Consider the following 24,355-nt stretch of genomic DNA (forward strand, 5'->3'; position numbering starts at 1 on the left):
AAGAAGAAAAGGACTCCTCCCCTATGCAGACCACCATTGGTGATTTCATCATTGACCGGCTGAAAGCCATCGGTATTTCTGAAATCATCGGCGTGCCCGGTGACTTCAACTTGAGCTTCCTCGAGCAGATTGAGGCCGCTGAGGGCATCCGCTTCGTCGGCGCTTGCAACGAGCTCAACGCCGCCTATGCTGCCGACGGCTACGCCCGCCAGAAAGGTGTGGGTTGCCTGCTCACCACGTATGGCGTGGGCGAGCTCTCCGCCCTCAACGGCATCGCCGGTGCCCGCGCCGAGCACGTCCCGCTGGTGTCACTAGCGGGCGCGCCGCCGCAGTACGCCACGGAGTTCCGCTGGAACCTGCACCACTCGCTTGCCGACGGCGACTTTGCCAACATGCTCGACTCCATCGCACCGTTCACGGAAGTTGCCACGCGTGTGTCGCCGATGAACGTGGTCGAGGAATTCGACCGCGCCCTGCACACCTGCCTGCGCGAAAAGCGCCCGGTCCACATTCAGATCCCGTCCGATATCACGCACCTGACCATCGAGGTCCCCGACGAGCCTTTCTCCACCGAGCTCGCACCCTCCGATCCCGAGCGCCTCAACGCCGCTGCGGACTACGTGCTGGAGCACCTCGCGAAGGCCAAGGACCCGATCATCCTCATCGACCAGGACACCAACCGCCACGGTTTCACGGAGAAGTTCCGCGCCATCATCGACAAGGCCCAGCTGCCCTACTCCCAGCTCTCCTCCGGCAAGGCCATCTTGTCTGAGCGCCACCCGCTGTTCATCGGAACCTACAACGGCGCGGCATCGGCGCCGGGCGTGCAGGAGCGCATTGAAAAGTCCGACTTCCTGGTCACCACGAACCCGCGCTTCATCGAAGTCAACTCCGGTTCCTTCACCCACAACCTGGCTGAGGCCCGCGTCTACAACTTCGGTGACCAGCACGTCAACGCCGATGGCAAGTTCTTCGTGGGCATCAATACGCTGGAGCTTCTCGACGTCCTCTTGGAGCGCATTCCGGCAGCGGAGACGTCGGCAAGCACGGCTTTCGAGCCCGAGCCCTTCGAGCCGAACCCGGATGCCCCGCTGACCCAGGAGCGCATCTGGCCGCAGATGCTCGGCTTCATCCAGGAAGATGACGTGGTCATCGCCGAGGCTGGCACCTCCAATATCGGTCTGGGCCAACAGCGCATGCCCGAGGGCGTGCAGTACATTAACTCCACCATTTGGGGTTCCATCGGCTTTACCCTGCCGTGCGTGCTCGGCTCGCAGCTGGCTACCCCGGAGCGCCGCCACGTCCTCTTCATTGGTGATGGTTCCTTCCAGCTCACCGCCCAAGAGCTCTCCACCATCCTGCGCCAGGACTTGAAGCCCATCATCGTGCTGGTCAACAACGATGGCTACACCATCGAGCGCTTCATCCTGGGCATGGAGCGCGAATACAACGAGATCCAGATGTGGGATTACACGGCACTGCCGAAGGCCTTCATGAAGGACACCACGATGGAGTCCTACGTGGCCTCGACCGAAGGCGAATTGTCGAAGGCCCTGGAGGACATCGCCGCTCATCCAGAGCGCGGCGCCTTCCTTGAGGTGCGCCTCGATCCTTTCGATGCACCGAAGGGACTTCAGGCCTTCGGCCCGCAGACCGCTGATTTCGACTTCGGGCCCCGCGGCCCGCGCAACGCCTAAGGTGGAGAACATGATTCGACCAGACCTTTCCTCCCTGCCCGTCTACGTCCCCGGTAAGAATGCCGAGCACGCCCTGAAGCTTTCTTCCAACGAGGCAACTCAGGAGCCGCTGCCCGGCGCGCTCAAGGCCATGGAGGTAGCTGCCGCGCACGTTAACCGCTACCCGGATATGGGCGCGGTGGAAATCCGCAAGGCGCTGGCAGAAAACCTTGGCGTCACTCCGGAGCAGGTCACCACGGGTGCGGGTTCTTCTGCCATCTGCCAGCAGTTGGTGCAGATCACCTCGGTGCCCGGTGATGAGATTGTCTTCCCCTGGCGCTCCTTCGAGGCTTATCCCATCTTCGCGCAAGTCGTGGGCGCTACCCCGGTCAAGATCCCGCTCACCGCAGATCACCGCGTCGACTTGGAGGCCATGGCGGCGGCCATCACGGACAAGACCCGCCTGATCTTCGTGTGCAACCCGAATAACCCCACCGGCTCCATCATCACCAAGGAAGAATTCGACGCCTTCCTGGCCAAGGTCCCGAAGGACGTCATCGTGGCGCTCGATGAGGCCTACATCGAGTACAACCGCAACGACGCCGTCCCGCTGGCCACCGACTATGTCCACACTCACGACAATGTCATTGGCCTGCGCACCTTCTCCAAGGCCTATGGCCTGGCCGGTGTCCGCTTGGGCTATGCCTTCGGCAACGCCGAGATCATCGAGGCGCTGAGCAAGGTGTCCATCCCGTTCTCCGTGAACTCGGTGGCACAAGCTGGCGCTGTGGCTTCGTTGGCCGCCCAGAAGGAGCTGCGTGAGCGCACCGACGAAACCGTGGAGCAGCGTGACCGCCTAGTGGAGCACTTCGCGGACTTTGGCGTTCCGGAATCCCAGGCCAACCACATCTGGTTCGCCGCAGACTCCATTGCGAAGTTGGGATCCCCGCAGGAAGTCGCTGCACAGCTCGCGGAGAAGGACGTCCTCGTCCGCGCCTTTCCCGAGGGAGTGCGCGTAACCGTCACCACGGCGGAGGAAACCGACATCCTGCTTAAGGCGTGGGACGCTGCCTTCGCTGCAGAGGAGTAGTTTCCGCGCTAGAGTGCAGTTGTGAAGACATTTATCAATTTTGCACTCAACGTCATTGCCGTCGCGGTGGCCTTCTGGGCCGTGGTGGCGATTGTCCCCGGAATCGACATCGTCCCCGCTAGCACCAAGAATTTCCTGCTCATCGCGGCGGTCTTCATCATCGTCAATGAGGTCGTCACCCCGGTGCTCCGCTTCCTCGGCGCCCCGCTGACCTGCCTGACACTGGGACTGTTCGCGCTCGTCATCAACGGCGCGGTTCTGCTCCTCGTCAGCGCGCTGATGGACTCACTCGTCATCGACGGCTGGGGTGCTGCCATCATCGGCGCGATTGTTCTCGCGATCGTTTCCGGCGTGGTGAACTTCTTTACTAGTCCCCTGCGCAGCCGAAACTAACCCCCAGCAAAGGGTGGGAGGACGTCGACGCGGGAGGCGTCGGAAAGCACGGCGTCCTCTGTAGCGCTCGCGCCATCCACCAGGAAGGTGCAGCGCTCGAGCACCTCCGCGAAGCTCATGCCGGCCTCGGTGCTGCCGGTGTGTCGAGCACGCAACACGTCCAGCAACTCCCCCAGCGTCGCTGCCTGCGCTGTGTCCTGCGCGCGCCCTGCGGCGGCGCGGGCTGCGGCAAAGTAGTGTATGTCAACCATGGTTGCCACTATGCCAGCCTCCGTGACAGGAAGGAATCTGATGCGCACCTATGAGGAGCACCTCGCCGCCGTTCGCGCGGCTCTTCCGCAGCCTCGCGCGGTCTCCACTCCCCTAACCAGCGCCTTCGGCCGCCGCGCCGCCGCGACGTACCATGCGGAGCAGGACCTTCCGCCTTTCGATAATTCGCAGATGGATGGCTATGCGCTTCCCACATGTGACGGCGGCACCTTCACCGTCGGCCGCACTATCGCGGCGGGTGATCCCCCGGGCTCGCTCGAGCAAGGCACCGCCCTTCCCATCATGACCGGAGCGAAAGTCCCTGAGGGCACCGCGACCATCGTCCCCGTCGAGCACTGCGAGCCCCCGCGCTTCCCGGAGGAAGGCGCTACCGTCACGGTGCCGGCAGCTCCTGAGCAGTTCATTCGCCGCGCGGGCTCCGATGTCACAGCCGGCACCACTCTCGTCACAGAGCACGCGCTTCTCGACGCCCCCTCCATCGCCACCCTCGCCTCCCAGGGCCTGACCGAGGTCCTCACCTTCGCGCCCGCCCGCATCCTCATCTGTACCGGTGGCGCTGAAATAGGTGGCGACGGCGAGGCCACCATCCCCGATTCCAATGCGCCGATGCTCGCGGCCCTGGCAGCGCAGTTTGGCATCGACGTGGCTGGCTTCGTGCACACGAACGACGATCCCGATACTCTTCGCTCCGACCTCGCCGAAGCAGTCATTACCCACCGCCCCGATGTCATCGTCACCTCCGGCGGCATCTCCCACGGAAAATTCGAGGTCATCCGCCAAATCTTTGAAGAGGATGGCTGGTTCGGTCATGTGACCCAGCAGCCCGGCGGCCCACAGGGCCTGTCCCGCCTTGGCGACGTCCCCGTGGTCTGCTTTCCCGGCAACCCCATCTCCACGCTGGTGAGCTTCTGCCTCTATTTGGCACCCGTCCTTGGCCATGCCCCGGAACCGGTCCGTGCACACCTCACTGAACCCGCAGACGGACTCAACAACCGCGAGCAGTTCCGCCGTGGAACTATCAGTATTTCCGATGGCTCAGCAACAGCCTCCTTCCTGGGCGGCACCAGCTCCCACCTGATGTCCCAGGCCATCGGTGCTACTGCCCTCATCCGCATCCCGGCGAACACACGGCTTTCAGCCGGCGACCTCGTGGAGGTGTTCCCGCTCTCATGACCCGACACGCACTCGTTATCGTTGCCTCCACCCGCGCCGCCGCCGGCGAGTACGAGGACCGTTCCGGCCCCATCTTGGTGAACTTCCTGCGTGAGCAGGGCTTCGATACCCCGGAGCCTGTCGTCGTCGCAGACGCCGACATCGACTCCGCCTTGGCCACTGCCTTCGCCGATGCCCCCTCGGTCATCCTCACTTCCGGCGGCACCGGCATCACACCGGATGACCGCACCGTCGAAGCGCTCACCCCACACCTCGAGCGCGAACTGCCCGGCCTGGCCCATGCCTTCTACGCGCACTCGGCCGCCATTCCCACCGCGGCGCTCTCGCGTACCGTTGCTGGCGTATCGCACAAAACCTTCGCCATGGCCCTGCCCGGCTCCACGGGTGCTGCCAAAGACGGCTGCGCGGTCCTCGAACCGGTGCTTAACCACATCATCAACCAGTTGGAAGGCCTTCATGAGCACTAACTTCGGCTTACTCGGCGCCCGCATCAGCGCTGAGCCCATCTCCGCCCCGGACATCGCCACCGCTGAAACCGGCGCCGTCGTTTTATTCGACGGCATCGTGCGCAACCACGACTCCGGCCGCGGGGTCAAACTCCTGACCTACACCGCGCATCCTAGCGCCCAACAAGAAATCGAGCGCGTCGCCGCTGAAGTCGCTGCTTCCTTCCCCGCCGTGCGCCTCTGGTGCGCGCACCGTACTGGTCCACTAGAAATCGGCGAATCCGCCTTCATCGTCGCCGCTGCCTCCGCACACCGCAAGGACGCCTTCGAGGCAGCCTCTACCTGCGCCGACCGCGTCAAGGCGGAAGTCCCCATCTGGAAAGAGCAGCTTCACACCGATGACACCACCACGTGGGTCGGCCTGGAATGAACAGTTGTATGCACTGTCAGTATTCGGTTTGGGCTTAGATGCCTGATTCACGGTCAAGTGGGACAGTTAATGGTCAAGTTTCATTGCAACAAGAGTCGAAAGGGAAACCTTTTAATCCTGGATCCATATTCCATTCGAAGCATTGTTAGAATCGAGCAAATCGTTCCATGTAGAGGGAACGAAACTATTCCTATCTTTTTTCAGCCAAGTGATACGATCTGAATCCTCAAAGTCGAGTTCTTTAAGAAATGAATCTCCAGCAATTTCATACGCCCACAAGTCATGGACATTTTCATACTCAACCGAGTATTCTTGAAAAGTTCCCTCAGGGTAGAAAATGGTTTCAAACCCAACAAAGGCTGACCCGTTAAGTGTCTCTACTTTCAAAATAATATATAAAAAGTTATCGATCCAAGCGGCGGTGCCATGAAACTTCGGTGATGAAATGGCAGCTTCATCCCTAAACCTTTTTCACTCAAAGCATCCTTATTAAGGATTTCCGCCAAAGAGAGCGCTGCGGCCTTTAGATCAAAATGATGCTCTGGGTCTACTGCCATTTCCATAAGTCCAAAGTGGGAACATCTGTACTAAACCAGCTGGGCGCCTTGTCGCTCGGTCCATGAGTGCCTGTATTGTGAACGGGATACATAGTTGTAATTCCGCGTGGCTCTGAAGCGTTTTTACGAGGTTTCGGCTCAACAATCGCACGGTATGCAAAAGATTCACCCGTAAGTCGGCAAACTGCTCCTGCGGGATCGTAGCATATGACTTGATAAACCGGCTCTTCACGTTTTGCGCTATAGAGCTAACAGCCTGGGGCGGCATGTAGGTTTCGCAGTTTATTTAAGGGGCTTGATTTGAAGCTTAATTTACAAAAAAGGGGGCCGAGCTGCAGCAGCTGCGCTTGTTGCCCTAGGGGCCGTTTCAGTTGCAGTACCGTCTGCTTCGGCAGCCACTGTCACAGCTCAATGCCAGGTCATCAAAATTGGACTAGGGGGAGATATAGTCGGTCACGTATATGGCAATGCGTCAACATTGAATGACGCCAAGAAATATGCTAATAAATACGTTCCCAACGGGCATTACAAGCGCCATTGCAGAGGGGTCGGCCAACATCCTTCTGGATACTTTCCGGGAGGGGGAGGAGGATTTAGAGGGGGCAGCTTTTAATCACATCATCGGCGACGACAAGGAAACTTATCGAGGAAGATTCTATATCAACGATTTTTCGTAATTTCCCTAGCCAATCCTTTCCTTATTTATTACCCGGCGCTCCGCGTAAGTGGAGCGCCTCACTCTATTTACCTGTAGAAACCGGCGAAGAAATAAACTCCCTTACTCCAACACTACTAGGAAAAACATCAGCCTTTGCATATTCCTCATCCATTAGAAAAAATGACGCTAAAGACCCCTCAGCCTTTGTAAAAAGCTCTTGTTCAGCAGAAACGATTGATTCGCAAAGGTATAACCGTAAACTCTCAAAATCCTCGTTGGGCCTTTCAACCCTGAACTGAGTAATGAGATCTCTTTTCATCTCTTCGGAATCCACTTCAACTGGTTCGGAGCAAATAAAAAGTACGTCGACTCCAGGCAGGCGCGCTGCTTTACGCACTACTTGCGAATACGTTTTATATGCCGATTCCACAACACACTGATCGGCCACGAAAAAAGTGTCTAAAGCAAAAAACATACGCATTGTAATCCTTTCCAAACAGATAAAGCTTGTCAACGTCCTGTATACCGTCAGGATTTGTCACGTGAGATTCTATCTCCCCACCTAGCGGCAGGGGAGGCTGTAAATTGCTTCCTATGTGAGGCATTTATTTATCGTCGACACTGTCGCACTAGCTAAGCAGCTTGTCGATGTGCCGTCCTACAAACTGTCCTCATTGCTTGAACTTGTCGGCCTGGTCAATCCGAACGCTCACGCGGCCTTAGCCGGCGCCACCGCCACAGGAATGCTGTTTAACATACTCCTTGACGGCAACGCTGCACAGCTCGGGCGCCAGATTCTTGACCAGGCCCAATTCTTCAACGCCACCCACGCCCAGTGCTGGCAGCTTCCGCAGCGCCCGCCCCTGCCCCGCCGCTAACGCTCAGCACTATCTTCTAGTACTCGGTAGAGGGCGGGGCGGGTAATCCCGAAGGCGCGAGCCACCAATGCTTTCAGCTCCCCCGCCGCGATACGCTTCCGCGCGTCTACGACTTGCTCGGGTGTCAGGGCGCGCTTGCGGCTTGTGTACTTGCCGGCCTTTTTCGCCAAGGCGATACCTTCGGCCTGGCGCTCACGGATGATTGCGCGTTCAAACTCGGCAAACGACCCCAAAATTCCCAGCATCAAATCTGCGCGTGGGTCGCTGTTGTCCTTCGAGAACGAGAGATGCTCGTGCAGAAAGGTCGCGGTTACGCCTTTGTCGGTGAGTCCGTCCACCAGGGCGCGCAGATCTGTCAGCGAGCGGGTGAGACGGTCAATGGATGAGACAACGAGTTCGTCCCCGTCGCGCAGGTAGGTCATGTACTCGGTAAGCCCTGGGCGCAGGGCGCGGGTGCGTCCGGAAATCTTGTCCTCAAAGATGCGGTCAATGGTTCCTGAGGCGTGGAGTTGTTCGTGTTGCCGGTTGTCGTTTTGTATCACCGTGGAGACACTCCACCAGAGTTTAGGGCATCGAACACCAACCGAGGTTGAGACCGAATTTTGGAATCAGACCCGTCACAGGACAATAGTAGGAATCAAGGCAAACCCAGGAAAAGGTCGGAGCACTTCAGAATGAGTTCACGCTACGCACGCCAAGAAACTCTGTGGGGCACCTCCACACAGCAACGGCTTCGCGCTTCCACAGTCGCCGTCATCGGCGCCGGCGGCCTGGGCTCGCCTGCCCTGCTCTACCTGGCAGGCGCGGGCGTGGGGCGCATCCTGCTTTTCGACGACGACACCGTTTCCCTCTCCAACCTCCACCGCCAGGTCATCCACAGCACAGCAACCGTAGGCCAGCCCAAAACCGATTCCGCCGCCGCGGCCTTGAACGCCCTCAACCCCGAGTGCACCGTCGAGCAATTCTCGCGCCTCACGCCTGATACCGCCTTGGAGCAACTGCACGGCGCTGACCTCATCATCGACGGCACCGATAACTTCTACTCCCGCCACCTGGCCTCCTGGGCCGCCCATGAGCTGGGCATTCCGCACGTGTGGGCCTCGCTTCTGGGGTACGACGCACAGCTCACGGTCTTCCACTCCGGCCACGGCCCGGTCTACGAGGATCTCTTCCCCACCGACCCGCAGGTACCCTCCTGCTCGCAGGCCGGCGTGATGGGCCCAGTCGTCGGCGTGGCCGGCTCCGCCTTGGCGGTGGAGGCGCTTAAGCTCCTCACGGGCATCGGCACCCCGCTCATCGGCACGCTGGGCTACTACGATTCCCTCGCCGGGACCTGGGAATACATCCCCGTGCGCGCGAACGGCGCCACCCCGGCACGCCCCGACAACCCCACGGATATCCGCGAGATCCCTGAGAACGCCACGCTTATCGACGTCCGCACATCCCCCGAGCGCGCCGCTTCCCTCATCCCCGGCTCGCAGCACCTCCCGCTCGATGACATCCTCGCCGGCCACAACCCGCCCATCGACCCCGCCGACCTCGCCGTCCTCTACTGCGCCAGCGGCCTGCGCTCCGCCCAGGCCGTCGAGGCCTTGCGCGCCCGTGGCTTCAGCAACGTCTACTCGCTGCGCGGCGGCATCGACGCCTGGCAAGAACACATTTCCGAGCTCGAGACCGAGGCCGCGGCCGCCCACCGAGGCGATCTGGAGACCATTTCTCTTGAAGAACTAGAGGCTGAATGTGGCGTGGAAGATTAGCTTCACGCCGCGCGGTGCGAAGGCCTTCCGAAAGTTAGACAAGCCAACGCAGAAGAGAGTCAGCAGGTTTCTTCGCAAAGTGGCAGAACTCGAAGAGCCGCGCTCGAGCGGCAAGGGTCTCATGAGAGATTAATCCGGTCTGTGGCGCTGGCGAGTCGGGGACTACCGCGTTATCGCGCCAATATACGAAAACACGGTCGCGATCACCGTTGTTGACCTAGGTCACCGACGCGAAGTCTACGATTAATCAGCCAGCGGGTCAGTTCCGCCGAGCTTCATCTCGAAACGCTCATAGTCCTCTAGGTTCGCAAAGTGCCGCGAGTAAAGATCGCAATCGCGGTCTACATAACCATAGAGAGCTGGCGCGACATCCACGATGTGCCGTACCTTCACGTCCACACCATCAGCCTGCTCATTCGCCATGGACTCGACGCGCTCTCGGGCCTTCTCGTCCGACTCCGCATACACAATGTAAAAGTCCTCGCGGAAGAAGCTTTGGGCAGGTGAATTGGACTTTTTAGCAAGCTCCATCACGACAATTCCAACATAAGGTTCCATTGCCGGCTACTGTCCTTTCCGGTTCTTCGTCAGCTTAGACTCGACTCTACCTGCTCACCCCAGACCATGTAACGCGGAAAACTCAGCCCGTCGCCTTGAAAGCTCACCGCCATGCGGACCCGCCAGTATTACGTCGCCACCACTGCTGTGTATGCTCTCACGCCAGGGGTAAAATTGCAGCGCCGGGACTCGGTCCCAGGTCCCATCCCCGACCGCTTCGATCCGAAGTCTTTCCTCAACGCAACGACCCTGATGTGCACCATAGCGCTACCGCTGCAGGTGTCACCGTCTTCTACTCCGCGCAAGCAGTCGACGCCCTGTGCGCCCGCGGCTTCAGCAACGTCTATTCACTGCGCGGCGGCATCGACGCCTGGCAAGACCACAACACCCCTTAGCCCAAATCTTTGCTCATCCTCCACCCCACATGGCATCTTGCAAAAGGCCCCATCCGCATGCCTTGTAAGCTCACTGCCATGAGGATCCGCCACTATTACGTCGCCACCGCTATCGTGTGCGCTCTCACGCTGGTGTACATGCTGCTGCGCTGGGATTCGGTCCCCGCTCCCATCCCCGTCCACTTCGATGGCTCGGGCAACCCGGACCGCTTCGAACCCAAGTCTTTCTTCAACGCAACGGCCCTGGTGTGGATCGGCGTTGTGTTCGCCATCGCGCTGCCGTTGTGCGTGCCACCGGTCTCGCTGGCGCGAAAGACAACACGGGTTCCGGCCAGTGAGTCACTTCCGTTCTCGCAGGCCACGGCACAGCGCGCGGAGCTTCTCACCGAAAAGACCGCCACGTTCATCGCCCAGACAGTCCTCACCATGACGACCTGCGTGTGCCTCACCGCGGTCTGCACGGTGGTACCGGACATCCCCTTCTCGGGCTTTCTCCTCGTGGCCGCGTGGGTAGGCTTCACCCTGTTCATCATGATTCAGGGCGTCCGATTAACACTGCGATCCGCGAAGGACGTGAAAGCCATACCCACCGACCAGGATGAACAAGTCCGGAACACAGCACTTCGCTTTGCCGGCGGCATGGGCATCTATAACGAACCCACAGACCCCATGTGCATGGCAGTCTTTTCCATGAATCCTTCGAAGCTGCAGATCAACACCGCGCACGAACCGGGCCGCCGCTACTTGTGGCGCATGGGCATCGCTCTCGCCGCATCGATGGCGTTCTGCGTGCTCATCGCCGTACTCTAGATGTATGGAGCACCTGTTTGAGCGCGCGCACTCGATTCTTTCTGATGCCACCCACGTCGAAGTTTTCACCGGCGCGGGTATGAGCGCGGACAGCGGCATCGCCACGTACCGCGATGCGCAGACGGGCATCTGGGAGAACGTGGATCCGGTAGCGATGGCGTCGATAAGCGCATGGCGCAACGATCCTGAGCCGATGTTCGCCTGGTATCTGTGGCGCGCCCGGCTGGCGCAGCGGGCCGAGCCCAACGCCGGGCACCGCGCGATTGCTGCCGCACGCGGCATGACGGTGACCACGCAAAACATCGATAACCTGCACGAGCGCGCCGGTAGCCAGGACGTGGTCCACCTGCACGGCTCCTTTTTTTCCTTCCGCTGCACCGACTGCGATACACCCTATGACGAGGACATCGCGCTGCCGAATGAACCTGTCGAAGCGATTACTCCACCCGAGTGCCCCGTGTGCGGCGGGCTCGTACGCCCGGGCGTGGTGTGGTTCGGCGAGGCCCTGCCCAACGACGAATGGGCCGAGGCCGAACGCCGCATGTCCACCGCGGACGCGCTGCTCATCGTGGGAACCTCCGGCGTGGTCTACCCCGCCGCCGGCCTGCCACAGATTGCCCACGCGCGCGGCATCCCCATCGTGGAAGTCACCCCGCAGCCCACGGACCTCTCACCGCTTGCCAGCGTGGTGGTCACCGCCACCGCGGCGGAGGCGCTGCCTCGCATCCTGGCGGGGCGGATCAGTGGCAAAGACGAGTAGCAACCAGAAATCCCGCGTCCCTTGCCCACCGAAATGTACAAGATGTACATTTTCAGTATGAAAACGATGTCAGTGGCGTCCAGCCAATTCCGCCAATCCCAAAGCCAATTTCTTGACGAGGCACAGCACACACCCGTCGCCATCACTAGTCGTGGAAGCCGTGTTCGCGCTTTTGTCGTCTCTCCTTCGTTTTTCGCCCGCGCAGTTGAAGCACTAGAAGATCGCGAAGATATTCAAGCCGCAGAGAGTGCCCGAGGAGAGTCCGTAGAGATTTCACATGAAGACCTTAAAAAAGAACTCGGTCTCACCTAACCACAACCATTATTCCCCCGAGAGGAGAAGACCCCATGCTCTACCTAGTTCCAGGAGCATTAGCGGGAATCGTCTTTTATGTCATTCTCGCAGCAGTGAGCTGGGCTATCGAGAAAGCTTGGCCGCAATGCCACCTTGGAGCGCATAGCCGGTTGGTCATCCACTGCCTTGTCGCGATTGCATTTTCTATTTTCCTCGTCATGGCTGGCGGCGGAGGAAACTCGGCCACCCACCTGCAAATCAGCGGGTTCCTACTGGCAGGATGCGTTCTGAGCTTCGTTACAGCCGCATGGGACAGGAGCAAAGCCGCTACAAATGACCCCCCCAAAAAATTTGGCGGAGGCGGCGGGATTTGAACCCGCGGTGAGTTTCCCCACGCTGGTTTTCAAGACCAGTGCATTCGGCCGCTCTGCCACGCCTCCTCGTCACGCGTCAGCATGCACCGCGCGCAACACGTTCAGAGTACTAGACTCCGCCGCGGGAAAAGAATTCGGCTCAATACGTCACCGATAATGGCCTCACAACCGCAGGTTCGTCAGTGCTACTCGTCCTGCTGATTACTTTGCGACGCCGCGGGTGCGCCATCCGACTCCTCATACTGAATGCGCGAGACATGCAGTCGGGCGTGGGCGATGGCGTCGAGAGTGTCGTCAAAAACGTGATTCTCGTGCGCAAGCCGGTCGAATACGCCGAGTTCGCGCAACACCGGAACATGTTCGGGCTTCGTGGCTGAGAGTAGGACTCGGGTGCCGTGACGTTCAAGGCGCCCGATCGTGTCAGCGAGCATCTGGGCGCCAGTGGCGTCAATCGTCGTGACGTAGCGCATGCGGAGCACGACAACCTTGACCGACGAAGCATCAGCGAGATCGAGGAGGAAATCGTGCGCTGCGCCAAAGAAGAGTGGGCCTTCCAAGCGGAAGGCGGCGATGTGCTCGTCGAGGAGTTCGCGTTCCTTGTCGCGGTGGTCTCCTGTCTCCAGTGGAGCGGCCTCTAACACCGCCGTGCGGGCGGTATCGCGCAGCGCGAAGAAGCCCGCTATAACAAGACCGATGAGCACGGCGACGACAAGGTCGAACACGACGGTGGCGGCAGCCGTGATGAGCAAGGTAGCCCCGTCACCCTTGGTGGCGCGTATCACCGAGCGGATGTTCCGCGGGTGGATCATCTGGATCGCAGTGGCGATCAGCACACCGGCGAGCACGGCGAGAGGGATCTCGCCCACCCACCGGGCCGCAACGAGTACGGCGACGAGCAGGAGCAGCGAATGGAACACCGCTGCCAGGCGTGTGCCTGCGCCTGCCCGCACGTTGACAGCAGTTCGGGCGATCGCGGCTGTTGCGGGGATCCCGCCGAACAGGGGCGCGACGACGTTGGCCACGCCCTGTCCAAAGAGCTCGCGGTCAGGATCGTGCCGGTCGCCGACAGTCATTGCGTCGGCAACCGTCGCTGACAGCAACGATTCCAATGCTCCGAGCGCTGCGACGGCGACCGCTGCCAACAGCAAGGAATCCAGGTGCTCCCACGGGATTTGCGGCCAGCGCGGGGCAGGCAACGTCGACGGGATGTAGCCGATAGTCTTCAGACCGCTGTCTGCCAGCATGTTGATGGCCGTCGCAGCAGCTACCAACACCAGCGCCGCGGGAAAGCCACTACGAATGCGGGCAGCAACCACGATTCCGGCCGCCACCGCGAGGGTCATAACGGGCGCCTGCCATACCGGAGCATCTAGCCAAGCTTTGATTGCGTCCCACGCCAACCCGAGGACTTTCTCGCCATCTACGTCAACACCGAGTGCTGCAGGTAGCTGTTGGAGGGCGATGATCACCGCAATACCGGCTGTGAAACCTTCGACGACAGGCAACGGCATGTATTTCATCGCGCGGCCAGCGCCGGTGAATGCCAGCAAGAGCAGCATGAGCCCCGCCAGCACGCCAACGACGAGCACCCCATCGGCACCATGGTCGGCCACGATGGGGATGAGCACCACGGTCATTGCGCCGGTCGGGCCGCTTACCTGGACGTTGCTACCGCCGAAGACTGCGGACAGGATGCCCGCGACGATGGCCGTCGTAATTCCAGCTGCCGCGCCGACACCAGAAGCAACGCCGAAGCCGAGCGCCAGGGGGAGTGCGACTAGGGCCACCATGAGGCCGGCCGAAAGGTCGCGCCCGATAGTCGCGCGGGACCAGTCCGAGCGGCGCGGTGCGAATCGCAGGGCACGGGATCGGATGCCCACCTTAGAGACGGTGGAGGGGTGGGTCATGCTACTTTCTTGCTCCTTAGAGGCTCAACGACATCCAAAGGATACACAAGGCGCCTTCCTTCGACGGCCGGATTCCCGATTCTGGCCGATGCCTCATGTTGACGAATTCCCACCACACCCCAACCCTTCGGCACTAACTTGGCCAAGTCAGGGTTGGGCGTGACGCCTGCCACAAACTACTGAAAACCATTGCCATATAAACCCTCCTCTGGTTTGCTCGGGGCCATGCAGACAGTAGATACCCTCATCATCGGCGGTGGCGCGGCCGGCCTGCAGGCAGCCCTAGTCATGGTCCGCGCCCGCCGCAGCGTGCTCATTGTTGATTCCGCCACTCCCCGCAACCGTTTCGCCCATGAAATTCATGGAGTCATTGCCCTCGAGGGCACGCCACCCCTTGAGTTCCAGGAGCGCGGCAAGGAACAGCTGCGCAGCTATGGCGCACAAATCGTGAACGCCACCGTGGATGCTGTCACCGATAATGACCGCACGCTCACCGCCACGTTGAGCAACGGTGAGACCGTCGCTGCCCGCTCCATCATCGTCGCCAGCGGCGTGGACGACGAGCACCCAGCTATCCCGGGCCTGCAAGAAAACTGGGGAAATACGGTTCTCCACTGCCCCTACTGCCACGGATACGAGGTGGCGGACAAGAAGCTCGGCGTGCTCTACATCGGCGAGTTCTCCTTCCACCATGCCGCGGTTCTGCGCCAGTGGTCGAAGGACATCACCTTCTTCACCAATGGAATGGAATTCACCGACGAGCAGCGCGCGGATCTGACCCGGCGGGGCATTGCGCTTATCGACGGCCCCGTCACCGCCTTCCGGGACGGAAAAGTCCTGCTGGAAAACGACGAGCATGCCGTCGATGCACTGTTTTACATGCCCATTCCCCGCCCCCACGATGAGTTCCTCGCTGACCTCAACCTCAAGCGCCACAGCCCGCCGCCGGCGATGGGCGGCAGCCTGATCGAGGCTGATCTCACCGGTGCCACCAGCCACCCGCGCGTCTGGGCGGTGGGCAACGTGGTCAATCCAGGCGCACAGGTGGCGATGGCCATGGGCCAGGCCAATGCTGCTGCTATTACGGTCAACGCCTTCCTCGTCGAGGATGATTGGATTTAAGTACGGTGGTGTGACATGAAAGCCATCATTCAGACCAATCCGGAAGACCCGAGCTCGCTGGAGCTGGGAGACACCGACAAACCTCAACTCCACGACGGCGAAGTCCTCGTTAAGGTCAAAGCCGCCGGCGTAAACCGCGCCGACCTGCTGCAGGCCCGCGGGCACTACCCGCCACCACCGAGTGCTTCGGAAACTATCGGCCTCGAAGTCGCAGGCGAAGTCGTCGACGCAGGCACCACCGACGTCGAGGTGGGCTCCAAGGTCGGCGCGCTGCTCGCCGGCGGCGGCTACGCCGAGTACGTGGCCGTGCCCCAAGGCCAGCTGCTGCCCATCCCCACCGGCTATTCCTTTGCCGAGGCCGCATCCGTCATCGAGGTGGCCTGCACGGTCTGGTCCAACATCGCTATGGAAGCTGGTCTTACTCAAGGCCAGACCATCCTTATCCACGGCGGCGCGGGTGGCATCGGCACCTTCGCCATCCAGGTGGCCAAGCAGCTCGGCGCCACCGTCGCCGTGACGGCTGGTTCCGATGAGAAGCTCGAGACCTGCAAGGCACTCGGCGCGGACATCCTCATCAACTACAACGAGCAGGACTTCGCCGAAGAACTGAAGAACCAGTGCGATGTCATCCTCGACATCATGGGCGCGAAGTACCTCAAGAAAAACCTCATGGCGCTGGCGCAGGGCGGCCACATGGTCACTATCGGCATGCAGGGCGGAACAAAAGCCGAGCTCAACATGGCTATCCTGCTGAGCAAACGTCTGACCCTACAGGGCACCACGCTGCGCTCCCGCTCGTTGGAGGGCAAGGCTGCCATCGTCGCCGACACCGTCAAGAATGTCTGGCCGTGGCTGGAAGATGGCAGTGTCAAGCACCACCTGCATCGCACTTTTGCGCTTGCCGACGCCTCCGAAGCCCACAAAGCCCTCGACTCCGGCGAGGTCACGGGCAAACTCGTCCTCGAGGTCTAGACTCCCTCGTTGAGGTTCTAGGCCAAGGAGGCCACGACGCGAGTCAGGTGCTCGATGTCCTGGTACGTGCTGAAAGGGCTTAGAGAGACTGTCACGGCGCCGCCGACCTCGTCCACACCCATCTCCGTGAGCAAGGGGGTGTGCGGAGCGATGGTAGTCACCAAACCATTGTCGAAGAGGCGGCGGTGAATCACGTCCGCGGGTACGTCGCGCACGGCGAAGGTAAGCCGCGGGAGGCGGTCATCGGAGGCATCGGCAGCCGCCTCGCCTGTTACGCCCAAGATGTGGACTGCCGGCAGGGTGCCCAGCAGGCTATAAAGATCACCGCAGAGCTCCTCCATGTAGGACGACAGTGCATCGAGCGAGCGCCCCAGGCGCACGCGGCGCGAACCGCGTTCGCCGCCGGCTAGGGCAGCGAGGTGATCCGCCAGCGGCCCCACGCCACCGGCTAGGCCCGGCGAGACCGGGCCCACCACGAGGTCATCAAGGCGGCGGAACATTGCGGTATCGCGGAAGACCAGCGCCGCCAACTGCGGCCCGCCCAGTTTGCCTAGATCTACGCCGAGGATATCCGCGCCCACAGAGTCGAATTCGATGCGGCGGTAAGGGGTGATCGAGGAGACGTCGACAAGCGCCCAGGCTCGGGAACGCTCATGGACCGCATCAATAATGTCCGCCGTCGGCGTGACCGTGCCCAGCAGCTCGTGCGCGGCGGGGAAGGCAACGAACCGCGTGGAACCATCGACCAACTCGGCGTACTGGAACGCCGGCAGCTCACCCGTGCCCAGGTCTGGCTGGGCCCAGCGGATGTCTGCGTCGAGGTGCGCGAATGCCCTGGACAGCTCCGGAGGATCGAGGCGCGAGAGCACCACTGAGGACTGACGGCGTACAAGCGGACGTAACGCTGCCGCCAAGGACTGGTAGAGCACCGGCAGGGACGGGCCGAGGATAACGCGGTCTGCCGTCGCACCCGTGAGATCAGCCACGGCTCGGCGCGCGGAGGAATACATATCATCCGCCAGCAATTCGCCCGGCGCGCGGCGAGCCGAGTGCGCGCCGACGGTATCCTCCTGCGGCTTCACCGTAGCGGACGTGCGGAAGGAACGGGCCACACCCGATGCCACGCGCTCCGCAATCTGCGGCGCGGCATGCGCGTTGAGGTAGGTCCAGCCATCGGACAGCCCAGTGTAAAGACCTCGCACACTGGCGACGTCATACTGCTGCGTCATGCTGCGGCCCTTTCTCATATCGTCCGATCGACTCCCTACTCTATACTCCCCACGTAAATCTTTCCTAACCCGAGATTTTCCCAGCTCGCCGATGTTTTCGCAGGTGGCGGGCGTGTGTGTAGCTGTTTGGCATAAGCGCGCGCTAGTGTGAAGGGCGTGCAAGACAAGAAAAACCTGCGTGACGACGTCGCCCGCATGACCACTCCGCCTGCACCCGGCGAAGAGCCGGCTTCGCGGTCTATGACCATGTCGGCGGCCTTCGCCGACCTGTTGCAAGGAGCCCGCCAGCGCGAGCTGTGGTTCAAGCTGGGCATCCAAGACATCAAGCAGCGCTACCGCCGCTCGGTGCTAGGCCCGTTCTGGATTACCATCGCCACCGGTGTCATGGCCGCGGCCCTGGGCCTGCTGTACTCCATGCTCTTCCAGATCCCGGTTGCAGAATTCCTGCCCCACGTGACCGTGGGCCTGATCATGTGGAACTTCATCTCGGGTGCCATCAAGGAAGGCGCCACCGTCTTCATTGAAAACGAGGGTCTGATTAAGCAGCTGCCCGCACCACTGTCGGTGCACGTCTACCGCCTGGTCTGGCGGCAGACCCTCTTCTTGGGCCACAACCTCATCATTTGGTTGCTGCTCATCATTATCTTCCCGCGCAGCCTGGGCTGGGAGTTCTTCCTGTGTATCCCAGCCTTTGCACTCCTGCTGGTCAACGGCGTGTGGGTCGCCATGTTCTTCGGCATCATCGCCACTCGTTTCCGTGACGTCGCCCCGCTGCTGGAGGCACTGACACAGCTGCTCTTTTACGTCACGCCGATCGTGTGGATGACGAGCACGCTCAAAGAACAGGGCGAAGCCGTGGCGAGCCGTGCGCGTATTGCGGAGCTCAACCCGCTGTATCACTACATGGAGATTGTCCGCGGCCCGCTCATCGGTGTGCATGTGCCGGCCTATCACTGGTTTATCGTCATTGGCTGCACCGTCGTCGGCCTGCTCATCGCCGGTTTGGCCATGCGTCAATGGCGCTTCCGCGTCTCCTACTGGGTCTAGAAAGGATTGTCCATGGTTTCCATTGACACGTATAACGCTTGCGTGGACTTTCCCATCTTTGATGCCAAGTCCCGTTCGCTGAAGAAGGCGATGCTCTCCACCGCTGGTGGCTCCATTGGTAAAAATGACCAGAACGTGGTCATGGTGGAAGCACTCAAGGACATAAACCTTCACCTGCGTGAAGGTGACCGCGTGGGGCTCGTTGGCCACAACGGCGCTGGTAAGACGACCTTGCTGCGCCTTCTCTCCGGCATCTATGAGCCGACTCGCGGCGCGGCCGATGTGCGCGGGCGCGTGGCTCCCGTCTTCGACTTGGGCGTGGGCATGGACCCGGAGGTCTCCGGCTACGACAACATCATCATCCGCGGCCTCTTCTTGGGCCAGACCATCAAGCAGATGAAGGCCAAGATGGATGAGATTGCCGAGTTCTCTGAGCTGGGCGATTACCTCTCCATGCCGCTGCGCACCTACTCCACCGGTATGCGCGTGCGCCTGGCCCTAGGCGTGGTGACCTCCATTGAGCCGGAGATCCTGCTTCTCGACGAAGGCATCGGCGCCGTCGATGCCGCCTTCATGGCCAAGGCCCGCGTGCGCCTCCAGGATCTGGTGAAGCGCTCCGGCATCCTGGTCTTCGCTTCCCACTCCAATGACTTCTTGGCCCAGCTGTGCGATACCGCCCTATGGATCGACCACGGTCAGATTCGCTCCGTGGGCGAGGTCTCCGACGTCGTGGGCGAGTACGAAGGCCCTGAGGTTGGCCAGTACGTGCGGGATCTGCGCAAGCGTTTCGATAACGAGGAGAACACCTAGCCACGGCCTCTGGTGTCACTGCCATAGTGCGCGTCAATCATCCACGTCCCGCGCTGGCGAAAAGCAGGAATCGTTCCCCTCGCCGCCTTATTTGCGGCTGCAGAGCCGGAAACTCCATTCGCCTTTGCCCACTCTGACAAGCGAATCACTGTGTGCGCGGTCATGAGCGTCATACGTTTGTGCAGTGACTCGATGAGTTGACGAGCGATGAGTGTGCTCAATGCAGAAAAGTCCCCACTCACCGGGTAGCCACGGAACACTGGGTAGTAGTGGCGTTCTTTTCCTTTGTTCGGGATAATGATGGGCGGCGCACCGAGCTCCATGAGCTGCTGGTTAATGATGACACGCCCGATGCGCCCATTACCGTCTGAAAAAGGATGGATGGTCTCAAATTCCGCATGAAACCGCGCGATGCGGTCAACAAAGAAGCTAGTGTCCTCGTAGTATTCGGCAATGGCTGTGCCCACCAGCCGGTCCACGTATTCAGGGTTGGCTCCCATATGAGCGCCCACGCGAACCCACTCCCCCCTTCGACGAAAGCGCCCCGCCCAGTCGTCATTGATGCCACGCAATAGCATGCCATGCAGTCTCACAATAAGGTCCGCATCGAGCTTGCCGACGCCCCGAATAAGTTCCTCAGTCACCTCAGCCAGGTTCTTAGCCTCATAGATTTCCCGCAGTTCATGCCCTTTATGGGTGAAACCCGCCAGAATATCCTCTGTGTCTTCCAAGGTGAGCGTCGAATTCTCAATGGCGTTTGAGTTATACACTGACTCCGCCACTTCTGCGCGCGCAATCTCTGCGATGACCTCGGGGTTTTCGTCCCGCAACTCGGCATACTGTTGAAGAAGAGCATCAATTTTCGAGGTGGTCCGCGCGTTCAGCATGTAGCTATTCTACAGGTTTTCGTGAAAAGTCATGAAATCCTAGACATTTTCACGGATACTTTCTCTTCCTAGGCCCCAAGCAACTCACCCAGCTCCTCGGTCATGCCACTGACAGTCACGTCCGGCCCCGGCTGATAATCCTCTTTGCGCAACACTGCTTTGTTGCCGTTGATCGTGTAGCCCAGCTTGCGCGATACAGCCTGGGAAGCTTCGTTTCCTGGCTCCCACTCGGAGCACAACTGGCTCGCGCCCAAATACTCAAAGCAAAAGACCGCAACGGCGTGGCGGATCTGCGTACCAATGCCGCGTCCCTGAAGGCGGTGGTAGATCCACGACCCGGTTTCAACCTCATGGTTGTCGGGGAAATTCTGAGCCCGAAGATCCACCGAACCAATGACCTCACCATCGAGGTGGACACCGAAGTCCAGTGACCATTCTTCCGGGGACATCTGCGCGCGGTGTGCCCACCGAAAGCTCGGATCCGGCTTCTCCTTCAACCACGGGAACGTGTACTCCGGAAGCGGCTCACCAAAAATCTCGGCGGCGGTAACGCCGTGAATGGCGGCGATATCGCTATCGCGCAGAATCCGCAGCGTCAGCTTGCCTACCTGCACCGTCAGTTTGAACGGAGCCCACATAACTTCAACGCTTCTCACGGTCATGGCAACATCCTACTGAGCACTGTGGGTGGCACAATGGAACGCATGACTGCCACCCTGTCTCGGGCCGGAACGACGGCCGCTGTGATCGTCACCCACCAGCGCGTAGAACTGCTGCGCGCCTCGCTTGAGCAGGTGGTGAACCAAACGCACCCGGTGCAGTGGGTCATCGTGGTAGATAATGGCGCGGAGCAGGCAGTAGAGGATCTGCTCCACGAACTGGCGGGCGAGCGCGCCGTCTACGTACCTTCGGAGACCAATCTGGGCGGTGCGGGCGGCTTTGCGCTGGGCTTTCTGACTGCACTGGCCCTCGGCGCGGACGCGGTGTGGTGCGCGGATGACGACGGCCGCCCCGCCAATCATCACGTGCTGGAGGAGCTCTACCGCGTCGCGGAAGAAAACAGCCTGCACGAGGTCTCCCCTGCTGTATGCAACATCGACGAACCCGCCAAGCTGGCTTTCCCGTTGCGCCAGGGACTGGTGTGGCGGCGCTATATGAGCGAACTGGAAGGTGACTTCCTTCCAGGCATTGCTTCACTCTTTAACGGCGCGCTGATCTCTGCTGAGGCTATGGAAATCATCGGCGTTCCGGACTACCGCCTGTTCATCCGCGGCGATGAAGTGGAATATCACCGCCGCCTAGTCAACTCGGGATTAAACTTCGGCACCGCCCTGACCACGAGCTACTTACACCCAGACGGTTCCGATGAGTTCAAGCCTATCCTCGGCGGAAAAATGCACACGCAGTACCCGGAAGGCGAGTTCAAGCGTTTCTTCACCTACCGCAACCGCGGCTACCTGCTGTGGCAGCGCGGAATGCGCAAGCTCCTGCCACAGGAGTTCGCGCGCTTTGGCTGGTTCTTCCTTGTCCAGCAGCATGATGTCAAGGGCTTTATGGAGTGGCTGCGCCTGCACAACCGTGGCCGCAAGGAAGACTTCCGCCGCCCCTAAAACCCCGCTTTAGTCCACTTCAAAGGATTTCCGCGTGCTGCGGAAAATGACCCAGCGCTGCACAAGGAAGTTGATAATTGTCGCCGTTCCCTGCGCAATGACGAAAGCCACGGCAAGCGCCCACGAGGAAGGCCAGTCCAGCGTGTGGTCAAAGAAGGGGAATGCCCAGCGATACAGAAGAATATTGATCGCATAGGTCATGGCGTAGGTAGCGATGACAGCCGCAAAGCGACGCTTCGACGCGTTCGCATTGAAGGTCCACCGCCGATTAAGCAAGTACGCCACGAGGGTGCCGACGGAAAAACCGATGGTGCGAGACACCACATCGCCAAACAAGTCCAAGCCGATTTGGAAGAGCCAGGTAATGGAGACGTCGATAACCGCGGCGATTGCTCCCGTGATAGCGAACTTCGCGCCCTGCGCATGCAGGGAATTCGACTGGGAGAGGCGTTCGGCGCGAGTGGGCATAGCAGGGAGTTTACTTGCCCTTGAAAATGAATACGCGCTGAATAGCGAAGTTGGTCACCGTTGCCACGCCCTGCGCGATGACGAAAGCAATGGTGTCTTTGAGGGCACCCTCAAAGCCCACGCTAATAAGAGGAGCGTTGAGCACCCAGTAGAGGAAGTTCTGCACCGCGAAGGTGGATAGATAGAGCATGCCCACTGCACCGGCGGTACGGCCGGAAACCTGTGCGCCAAAGGTCCACCGAGCATTAGCCACGTAGGCTGCGATGGTACCAAAGACCCAGCCGATGGCCTTGGCAAGCGAACGGTGCAGGCCGAGATAAGTAAGGAATAAGGTGAGGCCATAATCAATGGCTGCGGTGAAGACACCGACGGAGACGAAGCGGAAAAGCTGCGTCTTCAGAGTGGAGTCACCAGTCGAGGTTGGTTTAGTCACGGCGGAATACTCTACCCGCGTACCAGGGCACGGTAAATGTCCAAGCGATCCACCGGCGCGGCGGCATTAACGCCATAGGCTCCTAAGGACGCCAAGACGTCAAGGGATGCAGAGCACAAGTCACGGATCTCAGGGCCGCGAAGCTCCTCGCCATTATCATCGACCCAGCCCAGCGCCGCCATCGACGTTTCCACAACGGAATCCGTCAGCTCACGGCCGCCCATACAGGACAGCGCCAGAGCCATAGACCAGAAGGCGTCCTTGCCCTCGTTGGTGACCTCACGTGGCAACGTGCGCAATTGGCTAAGTGTGGGGGCATCGACGGCTATGTCGCGATGCAGGTCTAGCGCTTGGAGGAGCGGGACGAAGTCGTAGAGCCGGGTGCGTTCAATGAGCGCGCGAACAGGGGCGACGACAAGTTCGAGGACCTCGTCGATGGTTTCTTGGCCTGTGAGCTCTGCGTTAACAGCGGTGAGATCAAACGGCGTGTGGAAAGAACCAGAGCCGCCCACGCAGAGCGCCTCAGGGGTGCCGCCATCGCGCGGGTAGGTCTCGACCACAACAATCTCGAAGTCCCACAGCCCCCAGGCATAATCCATCTGCTCGCCTTCGCGGCGGAGAAATTCGCGCACGGCGTGATGTGGATCAATGCGCTCGCCGCGGGCGTCGTGGTGCTCGAAGAAGTGCCACGGTGAATCTTCTTCCGGAAGGCCGAAGCACACTTCGAGGATGTGGTGAAGCTCGGTGAGCGTTAACGCGTCAGAGAAACCAATCTGCCGGTGCACTTCGGCATCGGCGCGGACGTTGGAGACCTGGCAGAGCAGGGTGCGAGCGGCGTCGCCACGATCGGCGCGGACCTGCGCCAGATCTGTGACCTTTGAGCTCATGGGCCCCACCATACGCATTTTTAGTTGCGGGCGGCGTTCTCGCGCGCCTCCAGCTCGCTCAGAACGAAGACGAGCGCAGCACCGATGGCGCCCCACACAGTCCATGGCTTGGACACTCCGCGGCGGCGAATGAAGCCCACGAGGCTCTGCTGAGTCTTGATGGAAAGCCAGCCGCCAAGCACCAGAATGCCGAAGGCAACTGGGATGGCCCACACGGGGACGTCGGGAGTCTCCGGCTCCGGCTGGTCCTCGTGGCTCTCCGCGTTGACGTAGGCTACGAGCGCACCGAATCCGAGGAAAGACAACACGTAGGCGCAGACCAGGGCGGCCTTATTCTTGATCCAGTCGGGGAACGCCGTCATGATGCCGACGGCTACGGCCTGGGTGATACGGCCGGGCAAGGTGTCATCCAGCGCATAATTATCGGTCTTGGGTGAAGTCATACCGCCCCACTTTAGGCGGAC

Annotated in this window: 32 protein-coding genes and 1 tRNA gene; 19 read left to right on the forward strand and 14 right to left on the reverse strand. The window is 60.6% G+C overall.

Annotation, left to right across the window (positions count from 1 at the left end; all coding sequences use genetic code 11):
- The first annotated feature begins 23 nt into the window (after positions 1–23).
- The 3 genes from HMPREF2875_RS04890 to HMPREF2875_RS04900 are packed head-to-tail and all read left to right on the forward strand — an operon-like array spanning position 24 to position 3,159.
- On the forward strand, positions 24–1,697 hold the full coding sequence (locus HMPREF2875_RS04890; protein ID WP_070670835.1) for an alpha-keto acid decarboxylase family protein: 1,674 nt from the start codon (positions 24–26) through the stop codon (positions 1,695–1,697).
- A 10-nt stretch (positions 1,698–1,707) separates the two neighbouring features.
- Positions 1,708–2,766 (forward strand): histidinol-phosphate transaminase, encoded by a 1,059-nt coding sequence (gene hisC / locus HMPREF2875_RS04895; RefSeq protein WP_070670838.1) that lies wholly within the window; start codon positions 1,708–1,710, stop codon positions 2,764–2,766.
- A 21-nt stretch (positions 2,767–2,787) separates the two neighbouring features.
- Positions 2,788–3,159 (forward strand): phage holin family protein, encoded by a 372-nt coding sequence (locus HMPREF2875_RS04900; protein WP_070670841.1) that lies wholly within the window; start codon positions 2,788–2,790, stop codon positions 3,157–3,159.
- Here HMPREF2875_RS04900 and HMPREF2875_RS04905 read toward each other — a convergent pair.
- A complete protein-coding gene (locus HMPREF2875_RS04905; protein ID WP_039673307.1) occupies positions 3,156–3,410 on the reverse strand; it encodes a MoaD/ThiS family protein in 255 nt (84 codons plus the stop codon). The two genes, HMPREF2875_RS04900 and HMPREF2875_RS04905, sit on opposite strands and share 4 nt — an antisense overlap.
- A 40-nt stretch (positions 3,411–3,450) precedes the next feature.
- On the opposite strand from HMPREF2875_RS04905, the gene HMPREF2875_RS04910 reads away from it, so the two are divergent.
- From HMPREF2875_RS04910 to HMPREF2875_RS04920, 3 genes are read left to right on the forward strand one after another with little or no spacing between them, the layout of a single operon-like run.
- The gene (locus HMPREF2875_RS04910; protein ID WP_070670844.1) at positions 3,451–4,602 is read left to right on the forward strand and encodes a molybdopterin molybdotransferase MoeA; all 1,152 of its coding nucleotides are present in this window, start codon (positions 3,451–3,453) and stop codon (positions 4,600–4,602) included.
- Positions 4,599–5,069, forward strand: coding sequence for a MogA/MoaB family molybdenum cofactor biosynthesis protein (locus HMPREF2875_RS04915; protein ID WP_070670846.1), 471 nt, complete (start codon positions 4,599–4,601; stop codon positions 5,067–5,069). The genes HMPREF2875_RS04910 and HMPREF2875_RS04915 overlap by 4 nt, the downstream gene beginning before the upstream one ends.
- Positions 5,059–5,478, forward strand: a complete 420-nt coding sequence (locus HMPREF2875_RS04920; RefSeq protein WP_070670849.1) for a molybdenum cofactor biosynthesis protein MoaE — start codon at positions 5,059–5,061, stop codon at positions 5,476–5,478. The genes HMPREF2875_RS04915 and HMPREF2875_RS04920 overlap by 11 nt, the downstream gene beginning before the upstream one ends.
- Before the next feature lie 383 nt (positions 5,479–5,861).
- On the opposite strand, the gene HMPREF2875_RS13910 is transcribed toward HMPREF2875_RS04920, so the two are convergent.
- Both HMPREF2875_RS13910 and HMPREF2875_RS04930 read right to left on the reverse strand, forming a co-directional pair.
- Positions 5,862–6,035, reverse strand: coding sequence for a hypothetical protein (locus HMPREF2875_RS13910; protein WP_239187147.1), 174 nt, complete (start codon positions 6,033–6,035; stop codon positions 5,862–5,864).
- Between the two features lie 740 nt (positions 6,036–6,775).
- Complete coding sequence (locus HMPREF2875_RS04930) at positions 6,776–7,174, reverse strand: hypothetical protein (protein WP_070670853.1); 399 nt, start codon at positions 7,172–7,174, stop codon at positions 6,776–6,778.
- A gap of 115 nt (positions 7,175–7,289) precedes the next feature.
- On the opposite strand from HMPREF2875_RS04930, the gene HMPREF2875_RS04935 reads away from it, so the two are divergent.
- Positions 7,290–7,571 carry a hypothetical protein gene (locus tag HMPREF2875_RS04935; RefSeq protein WP_141754577.1) on the forward strand — a complete coding sequence of 94 codons (282 nt, stop codon included), beginning with the start codon at positions 7,290–7,292 and terminating at the stop codon, positions 7,569–7,571.
- Here the strand turns inward: HMPREF2875_RS04935 and HMPREF2875_RS04940 are convergent.
- Positions 7,568–8,113, reverse strand: coding sequence for a recombinase family protein (locus tag HMPREF2875_RS04940; RefSeq protein WP_070670857.1), 546 nt, complete (start codon positions 8,111–8,113; stop codon positions 7,568–7,570). The genes HMPREF2875_RS04935 and HMPREF2875_RS04940 overlap by 4 nt on opposite strands.
- Before the next feature lie 132 nt (positions 8,114–8,245).
- On the opposite strand from HMPREF2875_RS04940, the gene HMPREF2875_RS04945 reads away from it, so the two are divergent.
- Positions 8,246–9,328, forward strand: a complete 1,083-nt coding sequence (locus tag HMPREF2875_RS04945) for a ThiF family adenylyltransferase (protein WP_246817033.1) — start codon at positions 8,246–8,248, stop codon at positions 9,326–9,328.
- 139 nt (positions 9,329–9,467) lie between these two features.
- Positions 9,468–9,575, forward strand: coding sequence for a type II toxin-antitoxin system RelE family toxin (locus HMPREF2875_RS14130; protein WP_343215974.1), 108 nt, complete (start codon positions 9,468–9,470; stop codon positions 9,573–9,575).
- Here the strand turns inward: HMPREF2875_RS14130 and HMPREF2875_RS04955 are convergent.
- Positions 9,572–9,886 carry a DUF4288 domain-containing protein gene (locus tag HMPREF2875_RS04955; protein ID WP_070670858.1) on the reverse strand — a complete coding sequence of 105 codons (315 nt, stop codon included), beginning with the start codon at positions 9,884–9,886 and terminating at the stop codon, positions 9,572–9,574. The genes HMPREF2875_RS14130 and HMPREF2875_RS04955 overlap by 4 nt on opposite strands.
- A gap of 254 nt (positions 9,887–10,140) precedes the next feature.
- Here HMPREF2875_RS04955 and HMPREF2875_RS13470 point away from each other — a divergent pair, with 254 nt between their 5' ends.
- The 5 genes from HMPREF2875_RS13470 (at position 10,141) to HMPREF2875_RS04975 (ending at position 12,519) form a co-directional block, all read left to right on the forward strand.
- Positions 10,141–10,281: a rhodanese-like domain-containing protein gene (locus HMPREF2875_RS13470; protein ID WP_181815321.1), complete on the forward strand. Its 141-nt coding sequence runs from the start codon at positions 10,141–10,143 to the stop codon at positions 10,279–10,281.
- A 78-nt stretch (positions 10,282–10,359) separates the two neighbouring features.
- Positions 10,360–11,091 carry a DUF1648 domain-containing protein gene (locus tag HMPREF2875_RS04960; protein WP_070670950.1) on the forward strand — a complete coding sequence of 244 codons (732 nt, stop codon included), beginning with the start codon at positions 10,360–10,362 and terminating at the stop codon, positions 11,089–11,091.
- 4 nt (positions 11,092–11,095) lie between these two features.
- On the forward strand, positions 11,096–11,851 hold the full coding sequence (locus HMPREF2875_RS04965) for an NAD-dependent deacylase (RefSeq protein ID WP_070670860.1): 756 nt from the start codon (positions 11,096–11,098) through the stop codon (positions 11,849–11,851).
- Positions 11,852–11,908: 57 nt separating this feature from the next.
- On the forward strand, positions 11,909–12,163 hold the full coding sequence (locus tag HMPREF2875_RS04970; RefSeq protein WP_371327555.1) for a type II toxin-antitoxin system Phd/YefM family antitoxin: 255 nt from the start codon (positions 11,909–11,911) through the stop codon (positions 12,161–12,163).
- A gap of 35 nt (positions 12,164–12,198) precedes the next feature.
- Positions 12,199–12,519 carry a hypothetical protein gene (locus tag HMPREF2875_RS04975; protein ID WP_083311856.1) on the forward strand — a complete coding sequence of 107 codons (321 nt, stop codon included), beginning with the start codon at positions 12,199–12,201 and terminating at the stop codon, positions 12,517–12,519.
- On the opposite strand, the gene HMPREF2875_RS04980 is transcribed toward HMPREF2875_RS04975, so the two are convergent.
- Together HMPREF2875_RS04980 and HMPREF2875_RS04985 are read right to left on the reverse strand one after the other, a co-directional pair.
- Positions 12,498–12,585: transfer RNA gene (locus tag HMPREF2875_RS04980), tRNA-Ser, on the reverse strand. The two genes, HMPREF2875_RS04975 and HMPREF2875_RS04980, sit on opposite strands and share 22 nt — an antisense overlap.
- 119 nt (positions 12,586–12,704) lie before the next feature.
- Complete coding sequence (locus HMPREF2875_RS04985) at positions 12,705–14,426, reverse strand: SulP family inorganic anion transporter (RefSeq protein ID WP_070670864.1); 1,722 nt, start codon at positions 14,424–14,426, stop codon at positions 12,705–12,707.
- Between the two features lie 225 nt (positions 14,427–14,651).
- Between HMPREF2875_RS04985 and HMPREF2875_RS04990 the strand changes: the two genes are divergently transcribed.
- Entirely contained in the window at positions 14,652–15,548 is an 897-nt protein-coding gene (locus tag HMPREF2875_RS04990) for an NAD(P)/FAD-dependent oxidoreductase (RefSeq protein WP_070670869.1), read from the forward strand.
- 15 nt (positions 15,549–15,563) lie between these two features.
- The gene (locus HMPREF2875_RS04995; protein WP_070670870.1) at positions 15,564–16,520 is read left to right on the forward strand and encodes an NAD(P)H-quinone oxidoreductase; all 957 of its coding nucleotides are present in this window, start codon (positions 15,564–15,566) and stop codon (positions 16,518–16,520) included.
- Between the two features lie 17 nt (positions 16,521–16,537).
- Here the strand turns inward: HMPREF2875_RS04995 and HMPREF2875_RS05000 are convergent, their stop codons facing one another.
- Positions 16,538–17,749 carry an aminotransferase class V-fold PLP-dependent enzyme gene (locus tag HMPREF2875_RS05000; RefSeq protein ID WP_070670872.1) on the reverse strand — a complete coding sequence of 404 codons (1,212 nt, stop codon included), beginning with the start codon at positions 17,747–17,749 and terminating at the stop codon, positions 16,538–16,540.
- Positions 17,750–17,944: 195 nt separating this feature from the next.
- Here HMPREF2875_RS05000 and HMPREF2875_RS05005 point away from each other — a divergent pair, with 195 nt between their 5' ends.
- Complete coding sequence (locus tag HMPREF2875_RS05005; protein ID WP_052319621.1) at positions 17,945–18,796, forward strand: galactan export ABC transporter permease subunit Wzm/RfbD; 852 nt, start codon at positions 17,945–17,947, stop codon at positions 18,794–18,796.
- A gap of 12 nt (positions 18,797–18,808) precedes the next feature.
- Positions 18,809–19,606, forward strand: coding sequence for a galactan export ABC transporter ATP-binding subunit Wzt/RfbE (locus tag HMPREF2875_RS05010; protein ID WP_070670874.1), 798 nt, complete (start codon positions 18,809–18,811; stop codon positions 19,604–19,606).
- Here the strand turns inward: HMPREF2875_RS05010 and HMPREF2875_RS05015 are convergent.
- Entirely contained in the window at positions 19,603–20,493 is an 891-nt protein-coding gene (locus HMPREF2875_RS05015; RefSeq protein WP_070670876.1) for a Fic family protein, read from the reverse strand. The two genes, HMPREF2875_RS05010 and HMPREF2875_RS05015, sit on opposite strands and share 4 nt — an antisense overlap.
- Before the next feature lie 68 nt (positions 20,494–20,561).
- The gene (locus tag HMPREF2875_RS05020; protein WP_070670878.1) at positions 20,562–21,155 is read right to left on the reverse strand and encodes a GNAT family N-acetyltransferase; all 594 of its coding nucleotides are present in this window, start codon (positions 21,153–21,155) and stop codon (positions 20,562–20,564) included.
- 33 nt (positions 21,156–21,188) lie between these two features.
- On the opposite strand from HMPREF2875_RS05020, the gene HMPREF2875_RS05025 reads away from it, so the two are divergent.
- A complete protein-coding gene (locus HMPREF2875_RS05025; RefSeq protein WP_210388152.1) occupies positions 21,189–22,103 on the forward strand; it encodes a galactofuranosyltransferase GlfT1 in 915 nt (304 codons plus the stop codon).
- A gap of 9 nt (positions 22,104–22,112) precedes the next feature.
- Here the strand turns inward: HMPREF2875_RS05025 and HMPREF2875_RS05030 are convergent, their stop codons facing one another.
- Genes HMPREF2875_RS05030 through HMPREF2875_RS05045 form a run of 4 tightly spaced genes read right to left on the reverse strand, consistent with a single transcriptional unit; the run spans position 22,113 to position 24,334 of the window.
- On the reverse strand, positions 22,113–22,571 hold the full coding sequence (locus tag HMPREF2875_RS05030; protein ID WP_070670880.1) for a GtrA family protein: 459 nt from the start codon (positions 22,569–22,571) through the stop codon (positions 22,113–22,115).
- 10 nt (positions 22,572–22,581) lie between these two features.
- Complete coding sequence (locus HMPREF2875_RS05035; protein WP_070670952.1) at positions 22,582–22,971, reverse strand: GtrA family protein; 390 nt, start codon at positions 22,969–22,971, stop codon at positions 22,582–22,584.
- 44 nt (positions 22,972–23,015) lie between these two features.
- Positions 23,016–23,891 (reverse strand): plasmid pRiA4b ORF-3 family protein, encoded by an 876-nt coding sequence (locus tag HMPREF2875_RS05040; RefSeq protein WP_070670882.1) that lies wholly within the window; start codon positions 23,889–23,891, stop codon positions 23,016–23,018.
- A gap of 20 nt (positions 23,892–23,911) precedes the next feature.
- Positions 23,912–24,334, reverse strand: coding sequence for a hypothetical protein (locus tag HMPREF2875_RS05045; protein WP_070670884.1), 423 nt, complete (start codon positions 24,332–24,334; stop codon positions 23,912–23,914).
- Between the last annotated feature and the right edge of the window lie 21 nt (positions 24,335–24,355).

The organism is Corynebacterium sp. HMSC078H07 (assembly GCF_001812805.1).
Classification (GTDB): Bacteria; Actinomycetota; Actinomycetes; order Mycobacteriales; family Mycobacteriaceae; genus Corynebacterium.